The following is an 18,965-nucleotide window of genomic DNA, read 5'->3' as shown; positions in this document are numbered from 1 at the left end:
CGTGGCCACGTCCGTGCTGCGTCCGGCACATGCGCGCATGCCGGACGCCACGACAACCCGAGTATAACCGGTCACCGCATCAGGGGACCCAATCGGTTCTTGTCGGACCAGATTTGGACTCAATTGGGCTTGTGGGGCAGCGTGACGGCCCCAACCCATCGCCTACCTCCAACCATCCGGAAGACCTGAATGCTATCGCTCGGACGAGAGCTTCGACTCCCATGGATTCATGATTCATCAAGGGCGTCATCCCATCCAATGAACCCCTCGGTCCAGTGGTCCTTGTTGAGTTCGTACCGAGAAATGTGAAACCCCTCCGGGTGCTCCCGGAAGCCTGGCTGTTGGCGCAGACGGGAAACAGCCGCCTGGGCATCTGCCTCGGTCACGTACACGCCAATGAGCTTGATATCCTCCTCTCCGTTTGGAGCTGCATGCACATGCTGAAGGACATACACGTGTGTCATGGGACGCCCTCATGGGTTCTCGAATGCGCGGTCTCCCCATTTTTGTATCTTGTTGAATTCACTCCCAGGACCCTTGTCGTAGCTCCCTTCCCCATACTTCTTGTCCAACAACCTCTTGGCGAAGTCCTTGCCACTCTCATCAACCTTGGGCCGTTCACCTTTCGCCCAGCTTGGCACATCCTTGGCGCCCTCTTTCCCGCTGACGCCAGACTTGGGCGTCTTGTATTGCTCTTGCTTCGAGCCACCACCGGGCCCCTTGCCCGTCATGGCCACCGCCGTGGGAGCCAGGAGAATGGTGATAGTGCCCTCGGCGGAAACCGCCACCGTGCGCACCTGTCCTATCTCCGAAAGTGTGAGGCGCAGTGGTTCGGCCCCTAGTGCCGCCGCCTCCGCGACGTTGGGCAGCATCGGCAGTCTTGAGGCCAGCCATGCCGAGCCCCCGGTCATGCCGTGGCTCATCACCACCGTCACCGCGAGGACAAAGACGCGGGCCACCTCCGGCCCCACCCGGTCGGCGAAGCGCTTGCTGGCGTGCTCCAACTCCTCCCAGGTCATGGCCCGGTCGCTGGCCCATTTCAATTCCCGGCTCGCGTCCACCACCTCCAGGAACGTCTCCACTCCCAGGTAGATCAACAGCAGCGCCGAAACGATTGCCGCCGCCTTGGTGAACACGGGCTCGGGGTTGACCGCCAGGACGGCCCAGGTGACCAGCCCCGTCGCAATGACGGTGTAGAAGAGCTGAGGGGCCAGCGTCTTCTCCACCGCCCTGGCAATGCTCTCCTTAAGGGGATCAATCGGCAGGCCCAGGGCCACGCCCAGTTTGTCCCACTCACTCAGGCCCATCACGTCGTCGAGCGGGGCGAGGCAGGTTTCCGTCCGCTGGCCCGGCTCGCAGAGGCCGCCGTAGCGCTTACTCATGAGGCGCTGCCAGCGAGGGGCCTCGTCGTTGCCTGGGTAGGAGGCGAGCACCAGACCACCGTGCTGGGGTGGGCGGAGAGTGAGGGGCGCATTCAGCACCATATGCGTCAACGCTTCCTCGAACGCTTCCGCGTCCACCTTCACGGACTGAGGCAAGGTGGGCGGCTTGTACTCCAGGGGTTCCCCCTGCCCCGTGTCGAGGCGGACCACACGCTGGGTGGCGCACGCACTGAGCAGGGCCAAGAGCAGGACCGCAGAGGTCAGGCGAGTTGCCATGGGGCACCCTCCAGATCGAGGAGGGTTCCAGCCTACAGGATCGGACAGGACTTGACGCCCCCGAGAGGGTGTCAAAGAACTTGAGCATCGACCTTACCCATTTTTTTCGCCGACCCTCTGTGCAGGGAGGAACGGTTTGAGGGTCCAAAAATGGACCGAAGGTGGCGGGTAACGCGACCTGCCACCTCAAGTTTTATCACGTACCTGACGTGCCAGTCTCGGGGCCCTTGCCTGTGCTCTGCTGGTAGCTGGCAGCGCGCCCTGACGGAGTTCCACAAGGCATAGACGGCAGCATGGGTGCATCGAGGGTCCCGAAAGGGTGTCCCCGAAACCGCTGTTGGTCAGCAGGCCGTGCTACGCCGACCTTCATGAATTCGAATCTGGAGGCTGAGATCACGCGGATACGCATGCGGCTCAATTCCGCCTCGGAAATACTGGCGATTGACGTCACCAGGGCGTTCCGAAGGGCATGCGAGCACACGGCTCATGACGTCGTTGTAAACGGGGATCCAGCGCGTACACGTGTGCTTCATGAACATGGGCGGCTTGTGGGGCTCAAGAAGGATGTCGCCATTATTACGGCTGACATGGAGCGCGATGCCAAAGGAATCTTGGCGTGGCCAGATTTCTGGCCTCACCGAAACAATAACGACATTGCTGTCTTTGCGAGCAGCGTCCCCGGGTCATCCGAAATGGACCCACAGCCCCCGAAACGTTTCGTGGATGAGCTCGGAACGCCGGCCGTGCAGCGCCTGAAGAAAATCTTCGATTTATACGGCTACGCCTTCACTCGTACGCTCCTGCGCTGGCCAAAGTTCCCAACCGCAGAACTTTCTGCGTACATCCAGGACGTCAGGAAGCTGCGAGACCTTCAACAGGCTCTCGCTGCACAAGAGGCCGCTCCCTCTGGGACGCAAAGTGCCGAGGAGTTGTGGCTGAAGGCGTAGTGGCTCGTCAGCGTGCAGGCAGCACAGGCCGCGGGACGGACTCCGTGGTCATGAGGTAGGGGAAGTAGAGCGGAACCGATGGAGCCTCCCCCAGGAGCTGGCCCGGCCTCTCCTGGTGGAGGCTTTTTCGCATCGTGCAGGCCAATCACTCTCATAACGGTGGAGTTATTGTATTGGTGCGAGCCGGTGCCACATAGACAATGGGTGGCCCCACCTGGACGGCCAGTAGAGCTAATCGCCTGGAGGCCAGCCAATTGCATATCAACAACGGTGGAGTTATTGCATGTGTACAATCAAACCACACCTCAATGACAATAACGGTGGAGCTAAAGACTGGCATGTATACTTTAGCAACATTTGGCCGTGCGCTATCGCGAATGCGACATCTGCTCCCTGAATCTGGGAGGGCTCACTGTTGACGACTCGCACGGCCGCCCACCATCTTCGCGGACTGCTTGCGCCGCCCAACTGCGTAGGTTGGTGGCGAGGAGGGCAAAGAAAGAGGAGACGCGAAAAAAAGGGGCCGGACCCGCCAAGGTCCGGCCCTCATCTTGGGAGGAGAGCTGCGCCAACAGCCCTCCCCCTTTCACTGCTGGAACGAGGCTGGTGGGCCACGCTCCTGTCCGTCCGGGACGAGAGCAACGTAGGCACCACCGGCGCCCGTGTCCAGCGCCGGGAGAGGTGTGCCTCGAGAGAAGTCCATTCCCGAGCGTTTCGACGCCTACGTGGAGAAAGTGGGTGGACGGCTGTACAGGCCGTGCCGCCGCTTTCTGCGCGAGGCCCTCTTCGGACTGGTGGAGAAGCGGAGCGTCCTCCTCTCTCAAATCGGCCGGGCCCTCAATGAGCCGAGCCGCCTCATCCACACGGAGAAGCGCCTCTCGCGCAACTTGGCCAACGAGCGCTACGACGACGTGGCGGTGGAGCAGGACTACCTGCAGCTCGTCGCGCCCATCCTCCGGGACGAGCGCTACCCGCGCCCCGTCATCGCGGTGGATCTCACCGACATCGCCAAGCCGCGCGCCCGAAAAATGCCGCACCTCTACAAGGTCCATGACGGCTCCAGAGACGAGATCGTCAACGGGTACCAGGTTGTCTCCGTGGAGGCCGTGGGCGTGCGCGGGAGGCGGTTGCCGCTTCTGTCCCGGCTCTTCTCGCAGGCCGCACCGGGCTTCAAGAGTCAGAACGCCACCACCATCGACGCAGTCACCACCGTGCGCCCGCATGTACCGAAAGACGCCTTCTGGGTCTTCGACTCGGGCTTCGACGGGCACATCTTCTTCAAGCGCCTCGACGAGCTCGGCATCCGCTACGCGGTACGACTCAAGCTCAGCAATGACCGCTTCCTCCACTCCCCCGAGGGGAAGATGAAGGTGAGCGAGCTGGTGGAGCTACTGCCCCAGCCCCACGCCCACCGCATCAAGTTCCGTCGCCGCGAGGGCATGGGCTGGAGGCAGAAGGAACTCCAGCTCGGCTTCGTCCGCGACGTGCACCTGCCCGAGTACACGCCAGGAGGTCGCCCCGCGGAGAAGAAGCAGGGCGAGACGCGCTACTCCCTCGTCGTCGCCCGCGGCCTGGGGATGAAGCCGCTCGTCATTCTCACCACCGAGGACGTGCAGACGAAGGCGGACGCCGGCCGGGTGGTGGACATCTATCTGGAGCGGTGGGGAATTGAGGAGGCCAACCGCTTCACGAAGCAGGGCTTCGACTTGGAGGACGTGCGCGCCCTCACGTGGACGGGGCTGAAGCGGATGGTGCAGCTCACCCACCTCGCCTACGGCTTCCTCGCGCTGCTGGTGCACGGGCCACGCAAGCAGGTGGAGCGAGTGGCCTCCAGCTTCAAGGCGTTCGGGCCGGTACCGGAGTACATGTTCTACCGGCTGCTCGAGGGCATTGGGCGCCTTCTCCGGGCCACCATGGATGGCGGCCCGTGAATCACCTCGGGGGCTGGAAGAGCTGGGTCACATCCACGTCGAAGCCCTCGCAGAGGCGGGCCAGGGTCGTGAAGGTGGCGTTGGCGTCCTCACCCTCCACTCCGTGGTGGTGACGCGCCGTCATCAGCGGTGCGCGGCCTCCTCCTGCGTCCAACTTGAGGACACCAGGCTCTCGGCTCTGCGGCTCTGCGGCCCCGCGGTAATGGGCGTTCCGTGAACCGGACGACGGCGTGGTCCATTCACCATCGCCCCGAAAAAGCGTCAGAAGAGGATGCGGAGACCAAGTCGTCCAACTGGCGATAATGCCGAGATTCCGCCTACTGAGCGCACTCAACCCCGCGTTCGGACTCCACCTTTATGGCCGGCCAAGCATCGAGCAAAGCTCGCGGTTACCTATAGGGACGACTCAAGAGAACGGGCCAGATGAACACAATGTGAGGAGTAGGACGCGTCCCATAATTTGGGATCATGGGTGGAGCCTGTTATCAACAAGTCCACTTGTCGCCCATTTGCCTACCCCATAGGGGCTTGAGCGTCGCCTGCGGGCGTGTCAAGTTTCCGCTCAAAAATCGCCGCTGACGGGAGACTGCGGCCACTGAAAATTTGGTCAGTGCGATCAGTACACTAGAGCCATGCGATCTGACCTCACCGCCAAGACGATTTCCTTGAGGAAGCCGCAGTGGAGGGTGATGCGGGAGAAACGGGCCTCCGCAAGCCAGCTTCTTCAGGCCTTTGGTATCCATCAACCGCCGGTTCCCATCGAGGACATTGTGGAGTGGCTCGGGGTGCATCTGAACTACGTTCAGAACGCCGGTTGGTCGGGAGCGGTCAAGATAACGCCCCCCAACCGCGCGGACATTTGGGTCGCCAATGACGAGTCCTATGTTCGGCGGCGGTTCACCCTTGCCCACGAGATAGGTCACCTCATGCTCCACAACGCCGAGGAGGAGACCTACCGCGATGTCAGCTTCGCAGGCAGCAGAAAGGAAGTTGAGGCGAACAACTACGCCGCCAGCTTGCTGATGCCGTTTCGGATGCTTGAGGCCTACGTCGATGAGTACGGCCCAAGAGTCAGCGTACTGGCCAGCGCCTTCGAGGTGTCTGAAGCCGCGATGAGAATCCGGCTTGAGAACATGGCGGGCTATTGATGGTGAAGAAGTCCAAGCGTCGGCATCAAGGGGCTCAGCTTGGCAGCGGAGCATCGGCCGGGCAGCCCCCGCTACCTCAGACCGGAGGTATGTCGCCGGTGGTCAACGGGCCGCCCGCTGCGCCGGCACCAACGCAAGCTGCGTTGCAGTCCCCTCCGCCCCCTCCGCCCCCTTCGCTCCCAGCGGCTTCCACCTCCACCGCCACGGGATTGCAAGCAGCGGCGGGCGCTGCGGTCCCAACGTCCACCGGCGCGCCTACGCTACCTGAGCCGCTGCTGCCGGCAGATCAAAGGCGTGCCCAAGCAGAAGGACTTCTGGGCTACGAAAAGTCTTCACCCAATAAGGAGAATGAGACGCAGGCCCAGTTGGCCGTCGTCACTCGACGCCGGCTCATCGGTTACCTGCTTGGAGCTGGGAGCATTGCCGCTGCGACGGGCTTCTTCGTCTGGTCGCTCAAGGCCCTCGACGCGCTGCAGGCGCCTCTTCGTCCAGAGCAAGAGATTTTCGCTCTCGCGAAGCTGTTCGTGCATGCCTGCATCTCTGCGGCGTTCATGCTGTTCATCTACTCCGTGATGCGCGTAGCCGAGCGCATGGTGCTGCCCAACTGGTGGGATGCATCGCTCCGAAAGACGATGTTGGGTCTTAAGGACCCCGCCACCAACCTGGTGAAGATCACCTCGAAGTTGGCGGAGGTCGTCGACAAGCTGAGCGACAAGATCATCCCGGGGAAGAAGTAGTCGCGAAAGCGCTCAGTCGGCTTGGCGATTCGGTGAACCTGGGAGTGGCGACACTACGGGGTCTCCACTCCCACTGCGGAGGCTGGTGTCCCAGCATCCGCCTGGGGCTTCACCTTGGCCCACGCCCGGGCTGCTGTCTGCCGCACCTGCTGCATCACCCCCTCCACGCCCGCATCACCCTGGGCCTCGCTCTGGGCCACTGAGGGGTCTCCCTCCTCGAGAGGGATTCCGCCATCCTGAGCGGCCTGGCTGATGTAGCACTGGCACTGGGCAGGGACCGGTGCCTCGTACTCATTCGCCACGCCCCCTCTGAAGAAGGCCACCCTGTTGTCGCCGCACATTGTCTTACACTCGGAGTACTCCGAGGGTTTTTTCAGGTACGCACACTCTGCGACCAAGGTCAGAACGCTAACCACCCCCAGCACGGAGTACTTGAACCACTTCTCCGGAGGCGGAGTCGACGGCACGTTGTTGGTGGTAGAGGTGGTATTGGTGGTCATCAGCTCGCCTGGTCGCTCCTCGGGCTCTCCCTCAAGAGCCCGCACGGAGGGAGGATAACCAGCCGCACGGGCAGCGCCACATTGCGGTCGGCCCCCGGCTGAAGCCGGGCAACTTGCGCCAGCGACCTTCCGGCCCGCACCGGGCGATGTGTGCCGGCAGCTTGCGGCCGCCCGGCAGTCAGGTGCGCGGCGCGAAGAGCTGCGTCACATCCACCTCGAAGCCCTCGCAGAGGCGGGCCAGGGTCGTGAAGGTGGCGTTGACGTCCTCACCCTCCACTCCTTGGAGGTGACGCGTCGTCATGCCGCAGCGGTGCGCAGCTTCCTCCTGCGTCCACCCCTTCTCTGCCCGCAGGCGCCGCACGGTCGCCGCCAGCCGCGACTGTAGGTCGCGGTAGGTGGGACTCTCATACTGCTCGGCCCGCTCGGGCCGGCGTCTGCGGGGCTGCGCCATCTTGCGGCGCGACCCTAGGAGCGCCTACAAGGAGCCGACCACGCAGCTAGTTTCGTGTAGCTAGCATCGTGTGAATGGCGGCAACGCCACGGGAGAGCTCACATGGCGCTGGTGAAGTGCAGGCAGTGCGGCAATGAGGTGGCGACCAACGCGAAGGCCTGTTCGAAGTGCGGAGCGCCGCCACCCCGTCGCCTCAACTTCGGCAAGCTGTTCGGCATCGCCGTCGCGCTCCTCGTCGCCCCGTGCTTTCTCGCCTGGGCGCTGGCCCAGGTCCGCAGCGGCGACGGTGCTGCACCCACCAGGCGCACGGTGGACGCGAAGCAGGTGGAGCTCCGCACGCTCCTGGCGGAGTACACCGACAACGAGGTGCGTGCGGACGCGAGCTTCAAGGGCAAGCTCATCCAGACGAGCGGCGTCGTCGACGACGTGAAGCGGGACGTGCTCAACACCGTCTACGTCATCGTCGGCACTGGCAAGCGGTACGAGGCGCGTCAGGTGCAATGCTTCCTCGACGAGGAGAACGCCCAGACAGTGGCCTCCCTCACCAAAGGGAACCGCGTCACCATCCGCGGCCGCGTCGAGGGGCTGATGATGAACGTCCTCGTGAAGGACTGCGAGATCGTCCAGTTGTAGCTGCCGCCGAGGGTTTCGCCTCGGTGCTCAATCCGACTGACCCTTGCGAGGTCCAGAGGCAGGGTTCAAGCCGGCCCTCAGCACCTGAAGCCGTGACGCCCTCCAGGGCCGGCCAATAGTGCACTGGGGCACGCACTGGGGCTGGAAACTGCTTGTGCCTCAGTTCCCTTACCGTGATGCTGCACTCCGGAAGGGGGTATCGGTGGCTGGTAAACGGCAACTCGGCTTGTTTGGCGAGAACGTCAAGCGCCTCAAGACCGAGTCCGTTGAGGACGGTGCCCTCATCAAGGCACTGAACTCGAGTACAGCCTGCGTCAGCTGGAGCGATGATGATCGCCAGTGGGTGCGCAAACGTGTGCTCCACACCCAGCGTCCAGCCCTGCTCGCGGAGATTCTCGGGTGGTTGCTGTCGGTGGAACTTGACGTCCCAGTACCCGATGGGGCGGTGACCGGAGAGGGTGAGGATCTATCCTGGCTGAGCGAGGTACTCCCTTACGCCCAGCACTGGATGCCCGCTCGCTACAAGTACGTCCAGAACCTAGATGACCTCGGTCGCATGCTCGCCCTGGATGCGATCATCTTCAACCCGGATCGGCACGAGAGAAACATCCTGGTGACGACGAGTTCCTCGGATCTGGAACTGAGGGTCTGGAGCATCGATCTCGGGGAGAGCCTGCTGGGACAACCCAGGAGGCTGGCGGCTGCCGGACTGACGCTACCCGAACTCGAAGTCGTTCCGGAGCAGCTACCTCTCCCCTTGATCAGGGACGGAGCAACCGCCGCAGCGGGAGCTGCGGAACTCATCACGAAGAGCCTCCTGAAGAGCTTCGTGGACGAAGCATGCCACATCGTAGGGGAGCGTCGTTCAGAAGAACTACTAGGTGCACTGTGGCATCGGACGCGACATGCACAGCGGCTTGTTGCAGAATACCTTCGGAAACTAGAGACGGCCCAATGAGAACGCGCTTTCGCATCGTCCACTTCGTGCCCGACCTGGTAGCGGGCAGTCGTGTGCCGATTGCGGCCCTTGTCGAGAGTGAGGGGCGCGTGCAAGTCGCGCGCGCGGAGCACATTCCCGGTCCACACTGTGTTGGTGGGAAGGCCGCTTGGTTCTCCCTCCGCATGGCTCTTGAGGACTTGGACTTCACCGATAGCTTCGAGCAGCTACCCCGTTCGCTCGGCGCATTCGTCCACATGGATGAAGCCCGGTTCGTGCCTGCGACGGTGACCGACCCCGTCCAATGGGTGGAGCGTCACGTACTACCCCGCCGCCCCATTCTACCCGAGGACCAAGCAGAACGTCCGCCGCCGGCACTCAAGAGGCATGTCCAGGGAATGCGCTTCCTCCAAACGTGCAAGGTGGCTCACTACGTCCAGAGTAACTTCAATGGATCCCTGTTGTCGATTCACGAGGACACTGCGAGCCACATCTCGCACTTCGTAGCTGGGGACACCGGGCTGCTCTTGATGGAGCCCATCATCGCATCGCGTGCGGACTTCCATGAGGAACTGCGCCACGTGAGTAACGCGTTCCTTGCTTGGCGCCAGCTCTTCGAGAAGCGGCAGGTAGCGCGTCGCTACAGCTTCCTTGCCTATGTCCTTGATGGTCGGCGGGGCGAGTCCTCCACCGTTCGCGGGGTGCTGAAGGAAGCAGAAGCAGAAGTACTCGATGTGGACGTCCCTTCAGAACGGGACAAACTGATCGAACGAATTCGCTACGTAGGCATCTCGAACCCGGCACAGAACGAGTTGCCGATTGAGTCATGACGTTCGCCATCGGTGCAGGAACGTCGCTGCCCCACCAAGCAGCCCCAGCCTTGAGGCCACAAGGTTGACTTAAAAAGTAGTGCCAATAGGATAACTCGACAAGATGGCTCTGCGGCGTTGCTGATGAACTTCGACACCCCCACCACGAGTTCTGCCGGACAGCTCACATTGCTGGGGCTTCGCGGCATCGGCTCAGTCTCTGCCCAGCGGCTCGCCCAGGTGGGCCCCACGCTTCGGCACGTGCTCGAAGCTCTACCGAACGTCATCGCGCGCCATGTGCCCACTCAAGCGCGTGCAATCCTGCGTGATAAGGCCGCATGGGAGTCGGCTTACTCCCGGGCTATCGCTACCCTGGAGAAGGCGTCAGCTCAGGGGGTGAGCATCCTCTCGTTTGCAGAGCCAGAGTACCCCCTCTACCTCAAAGCGATCCCGGACCGGCCTTCTGTCCTTTACGTGAAGGGCACCCTGGCTCCCGACCATCGTTCCATTGCCTGTATCGGGACGCGGGAGCCCTCCACCTTTGGCGTGGAGGTGGCGAAGCGCATCACCGCGCTTCTCGCCGCTCGTGGCTGGAGCATCGTCAGCGGTCTCGCGCTAGGCGTGGACGCACTCGCACACCAAGCGGCGCTGGATGCTGCGGGGCACACGGTCGCCGTGATGGCAAGCGGCCTGGACGCGGTGTACCCGAAGAAGAACGCCCACCTCGCCGAGGACATCCTGTCTCGAGGCGGCGCGTGGGTGAGTGAGCAGCCCTTTGGTGCGCCTGCAGTCTCGCGCAACCTCGTCCAGCGCGATCGCCTACAGAGCGGTATGTCCATCGGCATCATCGTCATGCAGACGGATGTTGTAGGCGGCTCGATGCACACCGTCCGTTTCGCCCTCACTCAGGGTCGGCACGTCTGGGCCCCGCTGCCCCCGGAGGGAGTCCACCGTCAAGAGCCGAAGAGCCAGGGCATCCTCGCGCTTACCCAGAGGACAGGTCGTGAGTTGTCGCAGCTCGTCGGCGCGGAGCCTGAGTATGCCGAGCTGCTGGAGGGGCGCTTCGCCACTCGGCCGGTGGCTGCTCCCATCATGGGGAAGCAGGATTACGACATTTTTCTGTCGGAGCTGGAACGGGCGGCCGATCACATGAAGTCCACAATGTTGCAAACCGGGGAGTAAGTTTGTCAGATCGAGCCCCATAAGGGGGCTTCACGTGAAGACAGCCGTCCTCTTCGATTTGGACCAGACGCTGTTGGACACCTCCGCCCTGGCGGATGCACGAGCCCGGGGTGACTGGGACTACGCGCTCTCGAATCTGGCGTCGGTGAAGCCCTTCTTTACCCCGGGCTCACCGTTGCCCCATCAGATGCCTGGCGTCCTGCATGGGATGGGGCACCCGGTGGCTATCGTCACCTCTTCACCGGGCCGGTACGCGAGGCCGCTCCTGGCGAAGTTCCAAGTGCACTGCGACGCGCTCGTGGCCTACGAGGACACGAGCGCGCACAAGCCAGATCCGGACCCGCTCAATGAAGCGCTCAGGCGCTTAGGGACTAATGCGTCCAACGCCTACTACGTGGGTGACGCGGTGGACGACTTCGCCGCGAGCTACAACGCCGGCATTCGCTCCATTGGCGCTGGCTGGAATCCGGAGGTGGATGGGCTTTGGCAGACCGCTGCGGACATCCTCCTGTACGACACCAACCCCCTGTTGAACCCCGACTCCTTGCCGCGGTGTGGCTACGTGGCAGAGGTTCTCGCCGCGGGGCTCCAACCGCTCATGCACCGTGGGAGTTTTCTGCGCTCGAAGAGTTCCTCGGCAATCGGCCTGGGACGGTACTTCCCCACGGCGGATGCACGGCACGGCTCGCACGTCCTCTCCGGCCTCATCCTGAAGCTGAAGGGTAACGATGAGCACTCCCCCATGTTCGGGGCCGCCGTGGCTAACTACGTGGCGTTCGGCCTGTCCCCTCAGCCGGACTTTGCGACCTGTGTGCCGCCAAAGCCCTCTCAGGACCGCATCCGCTTCGCGAAGACGCTCGAGCACATGAAGACGTATGTGCCCGGCGTGGCCATCTATCCGGATGGCATGCGCGCCACCCGGGAGGTGGAGGACTACAAGCATACCCGGCGGGACGAGCGGGCCGCCCTCGTCCAGGGGGCCTTCGAATCGAAGTACGCCTGGGGGAAGAAGGACGTCCTCCTCTTGGACGACGTCTTCACCTCCGGCTCAACCACGGACGAGTGCGCCCGCGTGCTCATCAACAGCAACGCGGCCAATGTGCGCACCGTATGCATCAGCGTGGACCAGAATGTCATGAATACGCGTCGTTGCCCCAACTGTAGCCGCGTGCTCAAGGTCTACACGAACCGCCGCGATGACAGCCACTTCTGGGGGTGTCCTAACTATTTCACCCCCATCAATTGCAGGTACAAAACCAGCTACGACGGCTGAAGATGCTGGGGCGTAGCCTTATTCAACTCCAGCATGAGGAGTGAGCCCTTTCAGGGCCAGCGCCAAACGGCCGCCACCGGCAACTCCCGTGGCAGTCGAACGGCCCCAGGCTTCGAGCCGGGCAGCTTGGGCCAGCGCCCTTCCGGCCCGCCCAGGACGATGCACACCGGCAGCTTGCGGCCGTCCGGCAGAAGCGCTTCCGTGTAGCGCCCCAGTACCGCGTCTTCCCCATCCCGGTTCTGGATACCAGGGCCCGTCCAGAGCTTCCCGTACAGGAGGGTGCTGCCGGGCAGCTCCGGGGGAGACCAGTCGCGCTGCACCACGCGGCCGACGATGGGGCCGTCCCGGTAGCTGCCCTCCTGGGTCGGCTCCCCGGGCTGGTTGATGTCGACGAGGGCCTGGAGCTCCATGCCCTCGTTGAGCTTCAGCACCTCGAAGTTGTTGCGCCGAGCCTCCTCCGGGCAGGCATCCGGCTCCGGCCTCACCTGGGCGGCGGGACAGCCCAGGCCGGTGGCGGTGCACAGCCACACGGCGAGGATCCGGAGGTGCGGGTTGCCGTTGGCAGGGGCTGAATCCTGGGGCGTGGCGAGAGTGGGCACGGACACGGATCCTTTCTCGAAGCCAACGGACGCGGTGGGCTCCGACACGTGGGGCGACGGGAGTGTGGACCGCACCAGCCATGACGCAAGGAACAGGACGGCCAGGAGCGCCATGCTCACCACGGCGAGGTGCCGCATGCGCCACGCCCGGCGCTCCCTGGGGGGCACCTCCTCCTGCGCTTCCTCCTGCGGCTGTGAGCGCTCAGCAGGAGGGCGAGCCCTGGCTGCCTCGGGCTCAGGGGGCACTCCTTGCTGGCGGGACAGCCACTCCTCTTTCTCTTCGGGCGTCGCCTCCAACGGGAGTTCCTCGGTGGAGGGGAGAAGGGGCACCTTCCAGGCCCGGGACGCGCGCTCCTTGCCTGCCCCCCAAAGGGCCTGCAGCAGCGACTCGGTGCTGGGGTAGCGCGCCTCGGGCTGCTTCTCCAGCAGCTTCATGGCGATGTCGCTCAGCACGCGCGGGGCCCTGGGATTGATGATGTGGGGCGGGGTTGGGGGCACGGTGGAGATGGCCGCCGTCAGCGCCCTGTCCGACAGGTAAGGGTCGAAGGGGTGATGATCGCACAAGCCCTGGTAGAGGATGATGCCCAGGGCGTAGAGGTCCGCCGCCGCACCCCCCTCGAAGGGGATACCCTTCCTCCACACCTCGCTGCGCGTGTACTCGAGGAGTTCGGGCGGCAGGAGGTGGAACACCCCCACGGGCACCCCCAGCGTCTCTGCGAAGGTGCCCGGCAGACGCACGTTGCCGAAGTCCACGACGAAGACGTGCCCGTCAGCCCGGCGGATGAGGAGATTTTCTGCCTTCAGGTCGCGGTGGTACGCGCCGCGCTCGTGCAACGCGCCCACGGTACGCACCGCCTCGGAAAAGGCGTCCACCAGCCTCACGGAATTGGGGTTCGTCTTCCACCGCCACACGTGCCAGTCGTCGCCCTCCACCAGGTCGGTGACGATGAAGGGGTACCCGCGGTCGGGGTGGGGCCAGCAGTCCACCGCATGCACACGCACCAGGTGGGGGTGAGGAGCATAGGTCAGCAGAGCTGCTGCCTCACGCTCTATCCGCATGGCGGCTTCTTCCCCCGCCGGCTCGCTGCGCTCCTCCTCGTCGGAGACAGGGCGCAGCGCCATCTTCATGGCGTACAGGCGCCCGCCGCGCTCCACCTTGAAGACGCGAGCGGAGCCACCAAGCCCCAGCCGCTCCACGATCCGCCAGGGGCCCACCATGTCGTTGGGCTGCAAGTGGTCCGGGTGCAGGACATCCCTCGTCATGGCACGGCCCTCCTAGAGCTTGACCGCGGTAATGGGAAGGAGGCGTCCGCCCCCAGCATCCACGAGTTCCAGCTGGAACAGCCCCTCGGTGGAGGCGGGGGGCTCCACCAGCACCGCCACCAGGGCGGACTCCCCCGGCTGGAGCTGCGGCTTCTCCATGTGCACCGAGAGCACCTTCACCGAGCTGCCTTTCGTGCTGGTGAGCCGGGCTGCACCCGGCGCCCATACCGGCTGCCCGGGAAGGTTGCGCACGCGGACAGTCACCATGGCCCAGAGGGTGGCCCGGTAGCCGGTGCCGCGGCCTGGCTCCAGGCCCCCCTTGTAGCCGGGGGCCGCGCTCCCCCAGAAGGGCTTGGCCCGGACGTCCTTCGAGTCCAGCAGCCCCGAGAACGCGAGGCTGGGGAGCCCGCTCTGCGCACACTGGCCTTTCAGGGCGGCGAGTTCGGCTTCCACGTGAGACAGCCGTGCTTCCAGCCCCTCGACGGTGCGCGGACGGCGCACCACCTCCACCTCCTTGTCCACCAGCGTGGGGTGCGAGACGAGCGCGAGGGTGGCGTGCGCCGGGGTGCCGCCGTCCTTATAGCGAACCCGCAGGATGAGCCGCTCTCCCGCGGCCGGCTCGACAGAGGGCTCGAGCGCGAGGATGTACTCCCCCGGGTCCACCAGCTTGAAGCGCGTCGTCCTCCCCTCCACCTCCACCGAGGCCCTGTCGATGGGGGTACCGAAGCGGAAGAGGGTGAGGGTGTTGGCCGCCACCCGCACCTCTGGCACGGGCTCACCGGGCCCGGGGACGACGACTTGCCGCTCCTGGTACTCGCGGACTGGGGGCTGAGGCTGCTGTGCGGCCGCGACCTCGTGGACGGCCAGGGCAAGTAGAACGAGGAGATGAGCGGACGATGGTAGTGCCAGAGCGGAGAACCTCTCCAGTCCACCTTAGCAGATGCCGCTCCCAGGGCGATCGTTACGCGGCCGGGGCATATGGCGGTCGACTCATTCCGCTATGACGGAAAAAAGCACGTTTCGGGGGAAAGAGCCCTGAGCCGTCACGACGGAGAACTTCTCCTCCGAATCAGGCGCTCAACGGCGTTGATGCTCGTCGGAGCTTGATGGCCCGTGAGACAAGGAGGGAGGGGGATGAAGGAGCCGGCGGGGATTTCTCCCCGCCGGCCGAAACCTTCTTTGGGGCGGAGACGCCTCCAACTAAGGGCTCTGGACAAGGAAGTAATAACACATTTGTGCTTAACGTGGGCCGATTTTGGCCCGATTCGGGTGGCCCGGCCGATTCAGGTGGCCCGGCCGATTCAGGTGGCCCGGCCGATTCGGGTGGCCCGGCCGATTCGGGTGGCCCGGCCGATTCGCCGATTCGGGGTGTGGCTCGACGTGGCCCGGCCGGTTGATTCGGGGTGTGGCTCGACGTGGCCCGGCCGGTTGATTCGGAGTGTGGCTCGACGTGGCCCGGCCGGTTGATTCGGGGTGTGGGGATCTCGCGGTACCTTCGCCCGAGGCACGGAGTCCTTCTCGGCTGCAATCGATTGCAGGGGCGTGGGCCCCGTGGAGCTGACGCGGCACTTCGCTCACGCCTTGCAGTCGGCCATGCTGGAGCTTGTCCGCAGTGGAGTGCTCGCTGCGACTAGTCCACCATCGTTAAAAAGCTAACGAATGAGGCCTTCGAGCACGCTCCAAAGCCCGTTGGGGTTGACGCACCCCTTCGCTACTGCAGGCGCGGGTGGTTGAGGGCCCGGGCGAACGACGTCGCGAAAGGGCGCTACCCATCGAGTTCGACGGCCCGGCCAGGGCCTCAAAAAAGCCGAAAAGACGAGGTCCGGCTGGGGAAGGGACCTTACCTATTGAGTCTAGACTCCAGAAACAACGTCGCTCGTTGTAAACGCTTGCCGCTCCGGGTCTACCCAGGTATTGTGACCGAGCAGGTTGCGGTAGCGAGGGACGTCTTCAACTAAGGGCTCTGGACAAGCATCTTGGTTGAGCGCAGTGGCGCCCCTCTTCTCCCGCACATCGACGGAGCCGGTGCCCGCCGGGGCGATGGCCGATGTGTATCTAATTACCGGCGGGAGGGAGCAGATGGACAACGAATGGTAACTCGTGCGCGCAACAAGCATGGAAACAGAGGTGGAAGAGCGAAAACCATCACCTGCCTACGCTGCGGCTTCGTGGGCCCGCGGGTCTGGCACTACGGCAGTAGGGTGTGCCAGGCACGGGTGTTCATCGCCAACATGAAGGACTGCGGCTACGTCTCTATCCCCCACCGCCGCTGGACCCGCACCTTCAAGGCGGCGGGGGTCCCCGTCGTCCATGGGCCCATCGACATCAATCACACGGGCAACTGGGCGCCCCGGGAGTTCGTCTGCGCGTTCATCGCGCATCGGCGCAACCCGGTGTTCCGCAGGATGATTCCCTTCCACCTGCAGGCGCAGGTGGTCTGGTGGTGGCTGACGCATCCCGCCAATCCCCAGCCGCCCCAGACTCCCTGAGCTGCTGACCGGCGACGTCCACCGTGGCGTCGCCGGTCCCCTCCCGACCAGGTGCCCCGCCAAGGCGCCTGGTCGGTGTCGTTTCAGGGCCACTCATGGGCGAGCGCCGTTTTCTTTCAGGGGTGAGGTGCACACCGCCTGTCGGACCTGTGCGCATCGGGGTGGAGTATCATCGTCCCGATGACCGACTTGAGGTTGATGAACCGGCCTCCTCCGCTGGAGGCGATGGCGAGGGCGGACGACATCATGGCGGACCACCTCCCAGCGCCGGGCGACGTATCGGCCCTGGGAGGGAGTTCGTGGCCCCGGGAGTCTCGGCCGTGAGCGAATCGAACCAGCCCCCGCTGGACGACGCCGAGCGCGAGTTCCTCCATCTCGTGGACAATGACGCCCCCGAGCCCGACCTCCAGGCATTCTTGGAGCGCCGCCCCGAGTTCCTCGTGCTCCCCCACCTCCTCCACCACGGCCTGCTCGAGGACGTGGTGATCAGTCAGTTCCCGCTCGATACTTCGCTGGTCACTGACTTCGCGTACCTGACGAAGAACAGCTCGGAGGTGCGCGTGGTCTTCGTGGAAATCGAGCGCGCCGGCAAGACGCTTTTCAAGGCGAGCGCACCGTACCCGACCGAGCACCACGAGCTGACGGCGGCGGTCGCCCAGGTGAAGACCTGGGCCGAATTCCTCCAGCGGTCCAGCGCGGAGGTGGTCCGTAGGTTGTCCCCTTTGATGCGGGGCGTGGGGCAAATTTCGCTCGACTTCCGATACGTGCTCGTAATCGGGCGGGACACCCAACTCGACTTGAACGCCTCCATGCGGCGGCGGTGGGCGCAGAAGCCCATCCCGGGCCTGTGCTGCGTCACCTGGGATACTCTTCTTCGGCACTACCGGAAGCAGCGCGACCAGGCTCTGCACTACCGAGCTGCGCTACAGCGAGTATTGGAAGGTCATCCGGACCCGCGCGGCAACCTCTGGGAGGCGGCGGACCGGGGAGACCCGCCCGTGGAGTGGCTTTCGAGGGAGCGCCCCAACGTGCTGTCTCTCACCCGAGAGCGCTACACTTTCAAGGCACTCCACCACCAGCCGCAGTCGCTCTTCGGGTGGGTGGGCCCGAATGAGTTTGAGGTGTCCCCTGCCCATCGGCGGATGCTCGTGGCGTGGGGCTACGACATGGACGCCTGGGACAAGGGGATACTCCTGAGAGGCGGACGGACGGTGGAGTGGCAAGCCTTCAGGACAACCGGAGGGTAGCCCCTAGCGGACGAGACCGTTGGTGTTCGCATCCGCCGGTGTCGGAACCGGGCCAGCCATCAGCCACCGACTTTCCACACGTGTGGAAAACGCCACAGGGCGGGAGGGAAACCGCCCCAATCTCCCTCCCTGCGCATACTTACGATGTCAGGTACTGCTCTCGCCAGCGCCATCGGGCCGGCAAAAAAATGGGTAAGGTCGAAACTTGAGCGACGCAACCTGGCACCACCCGCGGCGGGAAGAAGAACGGAGGAAAGGGCGCTGAGCAATCCCCTCGCCCCCAGCGAGCTGCCGCCTCTCGGAACGCTGCGACGAAGCCACGATACTGCTCACGCAACTCCCGCAAGGCCTGGCGCGTGGAGGAATGCCCCAGAGGTCGCGGGCTGCGCTTGAGGTGCTCAGGCCGGGTATGCGGGTGCTGGGCCCTCGCCGCTCTCGCCCCGAGGACGGGCTTGTTCCTTGCGCGCGCCTCGACTTCCACTTTCTCCACCAGGGCCCGCACCGCACGCGGCCTCTCTTCCTCCCCCAGTCCTTTCCAGCACGGCAGGGGCGCCAGCTCCAACTCCACCGGCTCGGCCCATTCCTCGGCGAAGCGCCCCTCCCCCACTGCCTGCTCCTCGCTTCCCCGTTTGCTCCAGCGCTTCGTCCAGTTGAACCAATGGAAGAGCCGCCGCGCCGCTCCCAGCAACTGCGGCAGGCACGTGAGGCCCGGCCACTGGGCGCACTTCTCCACCCATCCTTCCTTCACTCCATGGGCGAGCACGTAGCGCAGCCGGCCCACCAGCGCCGTGTCGTCCAGCACCGGCTCCGCCGAGTACCGCCTCTCCCAGAAGCCTCCACTCCAGTCCACCAACCGCCCCACCTTCTTGGAGAGATTGGCGCGCAGGTACTGCATGAAGGAGGCGAGGGACGCACCACGAGCCCACACCAGCAGGTGGAAGTGATTGGAGGCGAAGGTGAATGCGTGTAGCCGCACGCCGCCCGCACTGTGTTGCACCGCTTTGGCCAACACGCCTCCCACCACCTCGTTCACCTCCAGGCTGGGGCGCAGCAGCATTCGCCCCTGGAAACACCTGGACGTGACGAAATAGTAGCCTTCCTCCTGGAACATCCTCAGCGGCCAACCCATCCCCTCCCCCGCGTTTGCTCCGCGAGACTGAA

At 64.4% G+C, this 18,965-nt stretch carries 19 protein-coding genes; 11 read left to right on the top strand and 8 right to left on the bottom strand.

The features are described 5' to 3' along the window. Positions 1-227 precede the first annotated feature (227 nt). Both CYFUS_RS08525 and CYFUS_RS08520 read right to left on the bottom strand, forming a co-directional pair. Positions 228-464, bottom strand: coding sequence for a DUF7336 domain-containing protein (locus CYFUS_RS08525; protein WP_095984774.1), 237 nt, complete (start codon positions 462-464; stop codon positions 228-230). A gap of 9 nt (positions 465-473) precedes the next feature. Then, positions 474-1,658 carry a hypothetical protein gene (locus CYFUS_RS08520; RefSeq protein ID WP_095984773.1) on the bottom strand — a complete coding sequence of 395 codons (1,185 nt, stop codon included), beginning with the start codon at positions 1,656-1,658 and terminating at the stop codon, positions 474-476. Positions 1,659-2,026: 368 nt separating this feature from the next. Here CYFUS_RS08520 and CYFUS_RS08515 point away from each other — a divergent pair, with 368 nt between their 5' ends. Then, positions 2,027-2,605, top strand: a complete 579-nt coding sequence (locus tag CYFUS_RS08515) for a hypothetical protein (RefSeq protein WP_157758327.1) — start codon at positions 2,027-2,029, stop codon at positions 2,603-2,605. 683 nt (positions 2,606-3,288) lie between these two features. Beyond that, a complete protein-coding gene (locus CYFUS_RS08510) occupies positions 3,289-4,536 on the top strand; it encodes a transposase (protein ID WP_095984771.1) in 1,248 nt (415 codons plus the stop codon). Position 4,537: 1 nt separating this feature from the next. On the opposite strand, the gene CYFUS_RS53835 is transcribed toward CYFUS_RS08510, so the two are convergent. Then, on the bottom strand, positions 4,538-4,660 hold the full coding sequence (locus tag CYFUS_RS53835; RefSeq protein ID WP_269770219.1) for a hypothetical protein: 123 nt from the start codon (positions 4,658-4,660) through the stop codon (positions 4,538-4,540). A gap of 508 nt (positions 4,661-5,168) precedes the next feature. Between CYFUS_RS53835 and CYFUS_RS08505 the strand changes: the two genes are divergently transcribed. Continuing rightward, on the top strand, positions 5,169-5,684 hold the full coding sequence (locus CYFUS_RS08505; RefSeq protein ID WP_095984770.1) for an ImmA/IrrE family metallo-endopeptidase: 516 nt from the start codon (positions 5,169-5,171) through the stop codon (positions 5,682-5,684). 365 nt (positions 5,685-6,049) lie between these two features. Continuing rightward, positions 6,050-6,421, top strand: a complete 372-nt coding sequence (locus CYFUS_RS08500) for a hypothetical protein (RefSeq protein WP_095984769.1) — start codon at positions 6,050-6,052, stop codon at positions 6,419-6,421. Between the two features lie 53 nt (positions 6,422-6,474). Here CYFUS_RS08500 and CYFUS_RS08495 read toward each other — a convergent pair whose 3' ends face one another. Both CYFUS_RS08495 and CYFUS_RS08490 read right to left on the bottom strand, forming a co-directional pair. Continuing rightward, entirely contained in the window at positions 6,475-6,921 is a 447-nt protein-coding gene (locus tag CYFUS_RS08495; protein WP_095984768.1) for a hypothetical protein, read from the bottom strand. Between the two features lie 178 nt (positions 6,922-7,099). Further along, positions 7,100-7,372, bottom strand: a complete 273-nt coding sequence (locus tag CYFUS_RS08490) for a helix-turn-helix domain-containing protein (protein WP_095984767.1) — start codon at positions 7,370-7,372, stop codon at positions 7,100-7,102. A gap of 102 nt (positions 7,373-7,474) precedes the next feature. On the opposite strand from CYFUS_RS08490, the gene CYFUS_RS08485 reads away from it, so the two are divergent. The 5 genes from CYFUS_RS08485 to CYFUS_RS08465 all read left to right on the top strand — a co-directional run bounded on the left by CYFUS_RS08485 (position 7,475) and on the right by CYFUS_RS08465 (position 12,206). Continuing rightward, positions 7,475-8,005 carry an OB-fold protein gene (locus CYFUS_RS08485; protein WP_095984766.1) on the top strand — a complete coding sequence of 177 codons (531 nt, stop codon included), beginning with the start codon at positions 7,475-7,477 and terminating at the stop codon, positions 8,003-8,005. Between the two features lie 154 nt (positions 8,006-8,159). Then, positions 8,160-8,963: a hypothetical protein gene (locus CYFUS_RS08480; RefSeq protein ID WP_157758326.1), complete on the top strand. Its 804-nt coding sequence runs from the start codon at positions 8,160-8,162 to the stop codon at positions 8,961-8,963. Beyond that, positions 8,960-9,772, top strand: a complete 813-nt coding sequence (locus CYFUS_RS08475) for a hypothetical protein (protein WP_095984764.1) — start codon at positions 8,960-8,962, stop codon at positions 9,770-9,772. Before CYFUS_RS08480 ends, CYFUS_RS08475 begins: the two co-directional genes overlap by 4 nt. A 123-nt stretch (positions 9,773-9,895) precedes the next feature. Continuing rightward, positions 9,896-10,933, top strand: coding sequence for a DNA-processing protein DprA (locus CYFUS_RS08470; protein ID WP_095984763.1), 1,038 nt, complete (start codon positions 9,896-9,898; stop codon positions 10,931-10,933). 34 nt (positions 10,934-10,967) lie between these two features. Further along, a complete protein-coding gene (locus CYFUS_RS08465) occupies positions 10,968-12,206 on the top strand; it encodes an HAD-IA family hydrolase (RefSeq protein WP_095984762.1) in 1,239 nt (412 codons plus the stop codon). Positions 12,207-12,256: 50 nt separating this feature from the next. Here the strand turns inward: CYFUS_RS08465 and CYFUS_RS08460 are convergent, their stop codons facing one another. Together CYFUS_RS08460 and CYFUS_RS08455 are read right to left on the bottom strand one after the other, a co-directional pair. Next, positions 12,257-14,068, bottom strand: a complete 1,812-nt coding sequence (locus tag CYFUS_RS08460; protein WP_095984761.1) for a serine/threonine protein kinase — start codon at positions 14,066-14,068, stop codon at positions 12,257-12,259. 12 nt (positions 14,069-14,080) lie between these two features. Next, positions 14,081-14,935: a DUF2381 family protein gene (locus tag CYFUS_RS08455; protein ID WP_095984760.1), complete on the bottom strand. Its 855-nt coding sequence runs from the start codon at positions 14,933-14,935 to the stop codon at positions 14,081-14,083. Positions 14,936-16,236: 1,301 nt separating this feature from the next. Between CYFUS_RS08455 and CYFUS_RS08450 the strand changes: the two genes are divergently transcribed. Both CYFUS_RS08450 and CYFUS_RS08445 read left to right on the top strand, forming a co-directional pair. After that, positions 16,237-16,557 carry a hypothetical protein gene (locus tag CYFUS_RS08450; protein WP_095984759.1) on the top strand — a complete coding sequence of 107 codons (321 nt, stop codon included), beginning with the start codon at positions 16,237-16,239 and terminating at the stop codon, positions 16,555-16,557. Positions 16,558-16,877: 320 nt separating this feature from the next. Next, positions 16,878-17,804, top strand: a complete 927-nt coding sequence (locus CYFUS_RS08445; RefSeq protein ID WP_157758325.1) for a Shedu anti-phage system protein SduA domain-containing protein — start codon at positions 16,878-16,880, stop codon at positions 17,802-17,804. Positions 17,805-17,943: 139 nt separating this feature from the next. Here CYFUS_RS08445 and CYFUS_RS08440 read toward each other — a convergent pair whose 3' ends face one another. Then, on the bottom strand, positions 17,944-18,861 hold the full coding sequence (locus CYFUS_RS08440; RefSeq protein ID WP_232537446.1) for a transposase: 918 nt from the start codon (positions 18,859-18,861) through the stop codon (positions 17,944-17,946). Positions 18,862-18,965 lie beyond the last annotated feature (104 nt).

The sequence above is a fragment of the Cystobacter fuscus genome, assembly GCF_002305875.1.
GTDB classification, from domain to species: Bacteria; Myxococcota; Myxococcia; order Myxococcales; family Myxococcaceae; genus Cystobacter; species Cystobacter fuscus_A.
The sequence above is the reverse complement of the archived record's forward strand: the minus strand, read 5'-3'. Positions and strand labels throughout refer to the sequence as shown.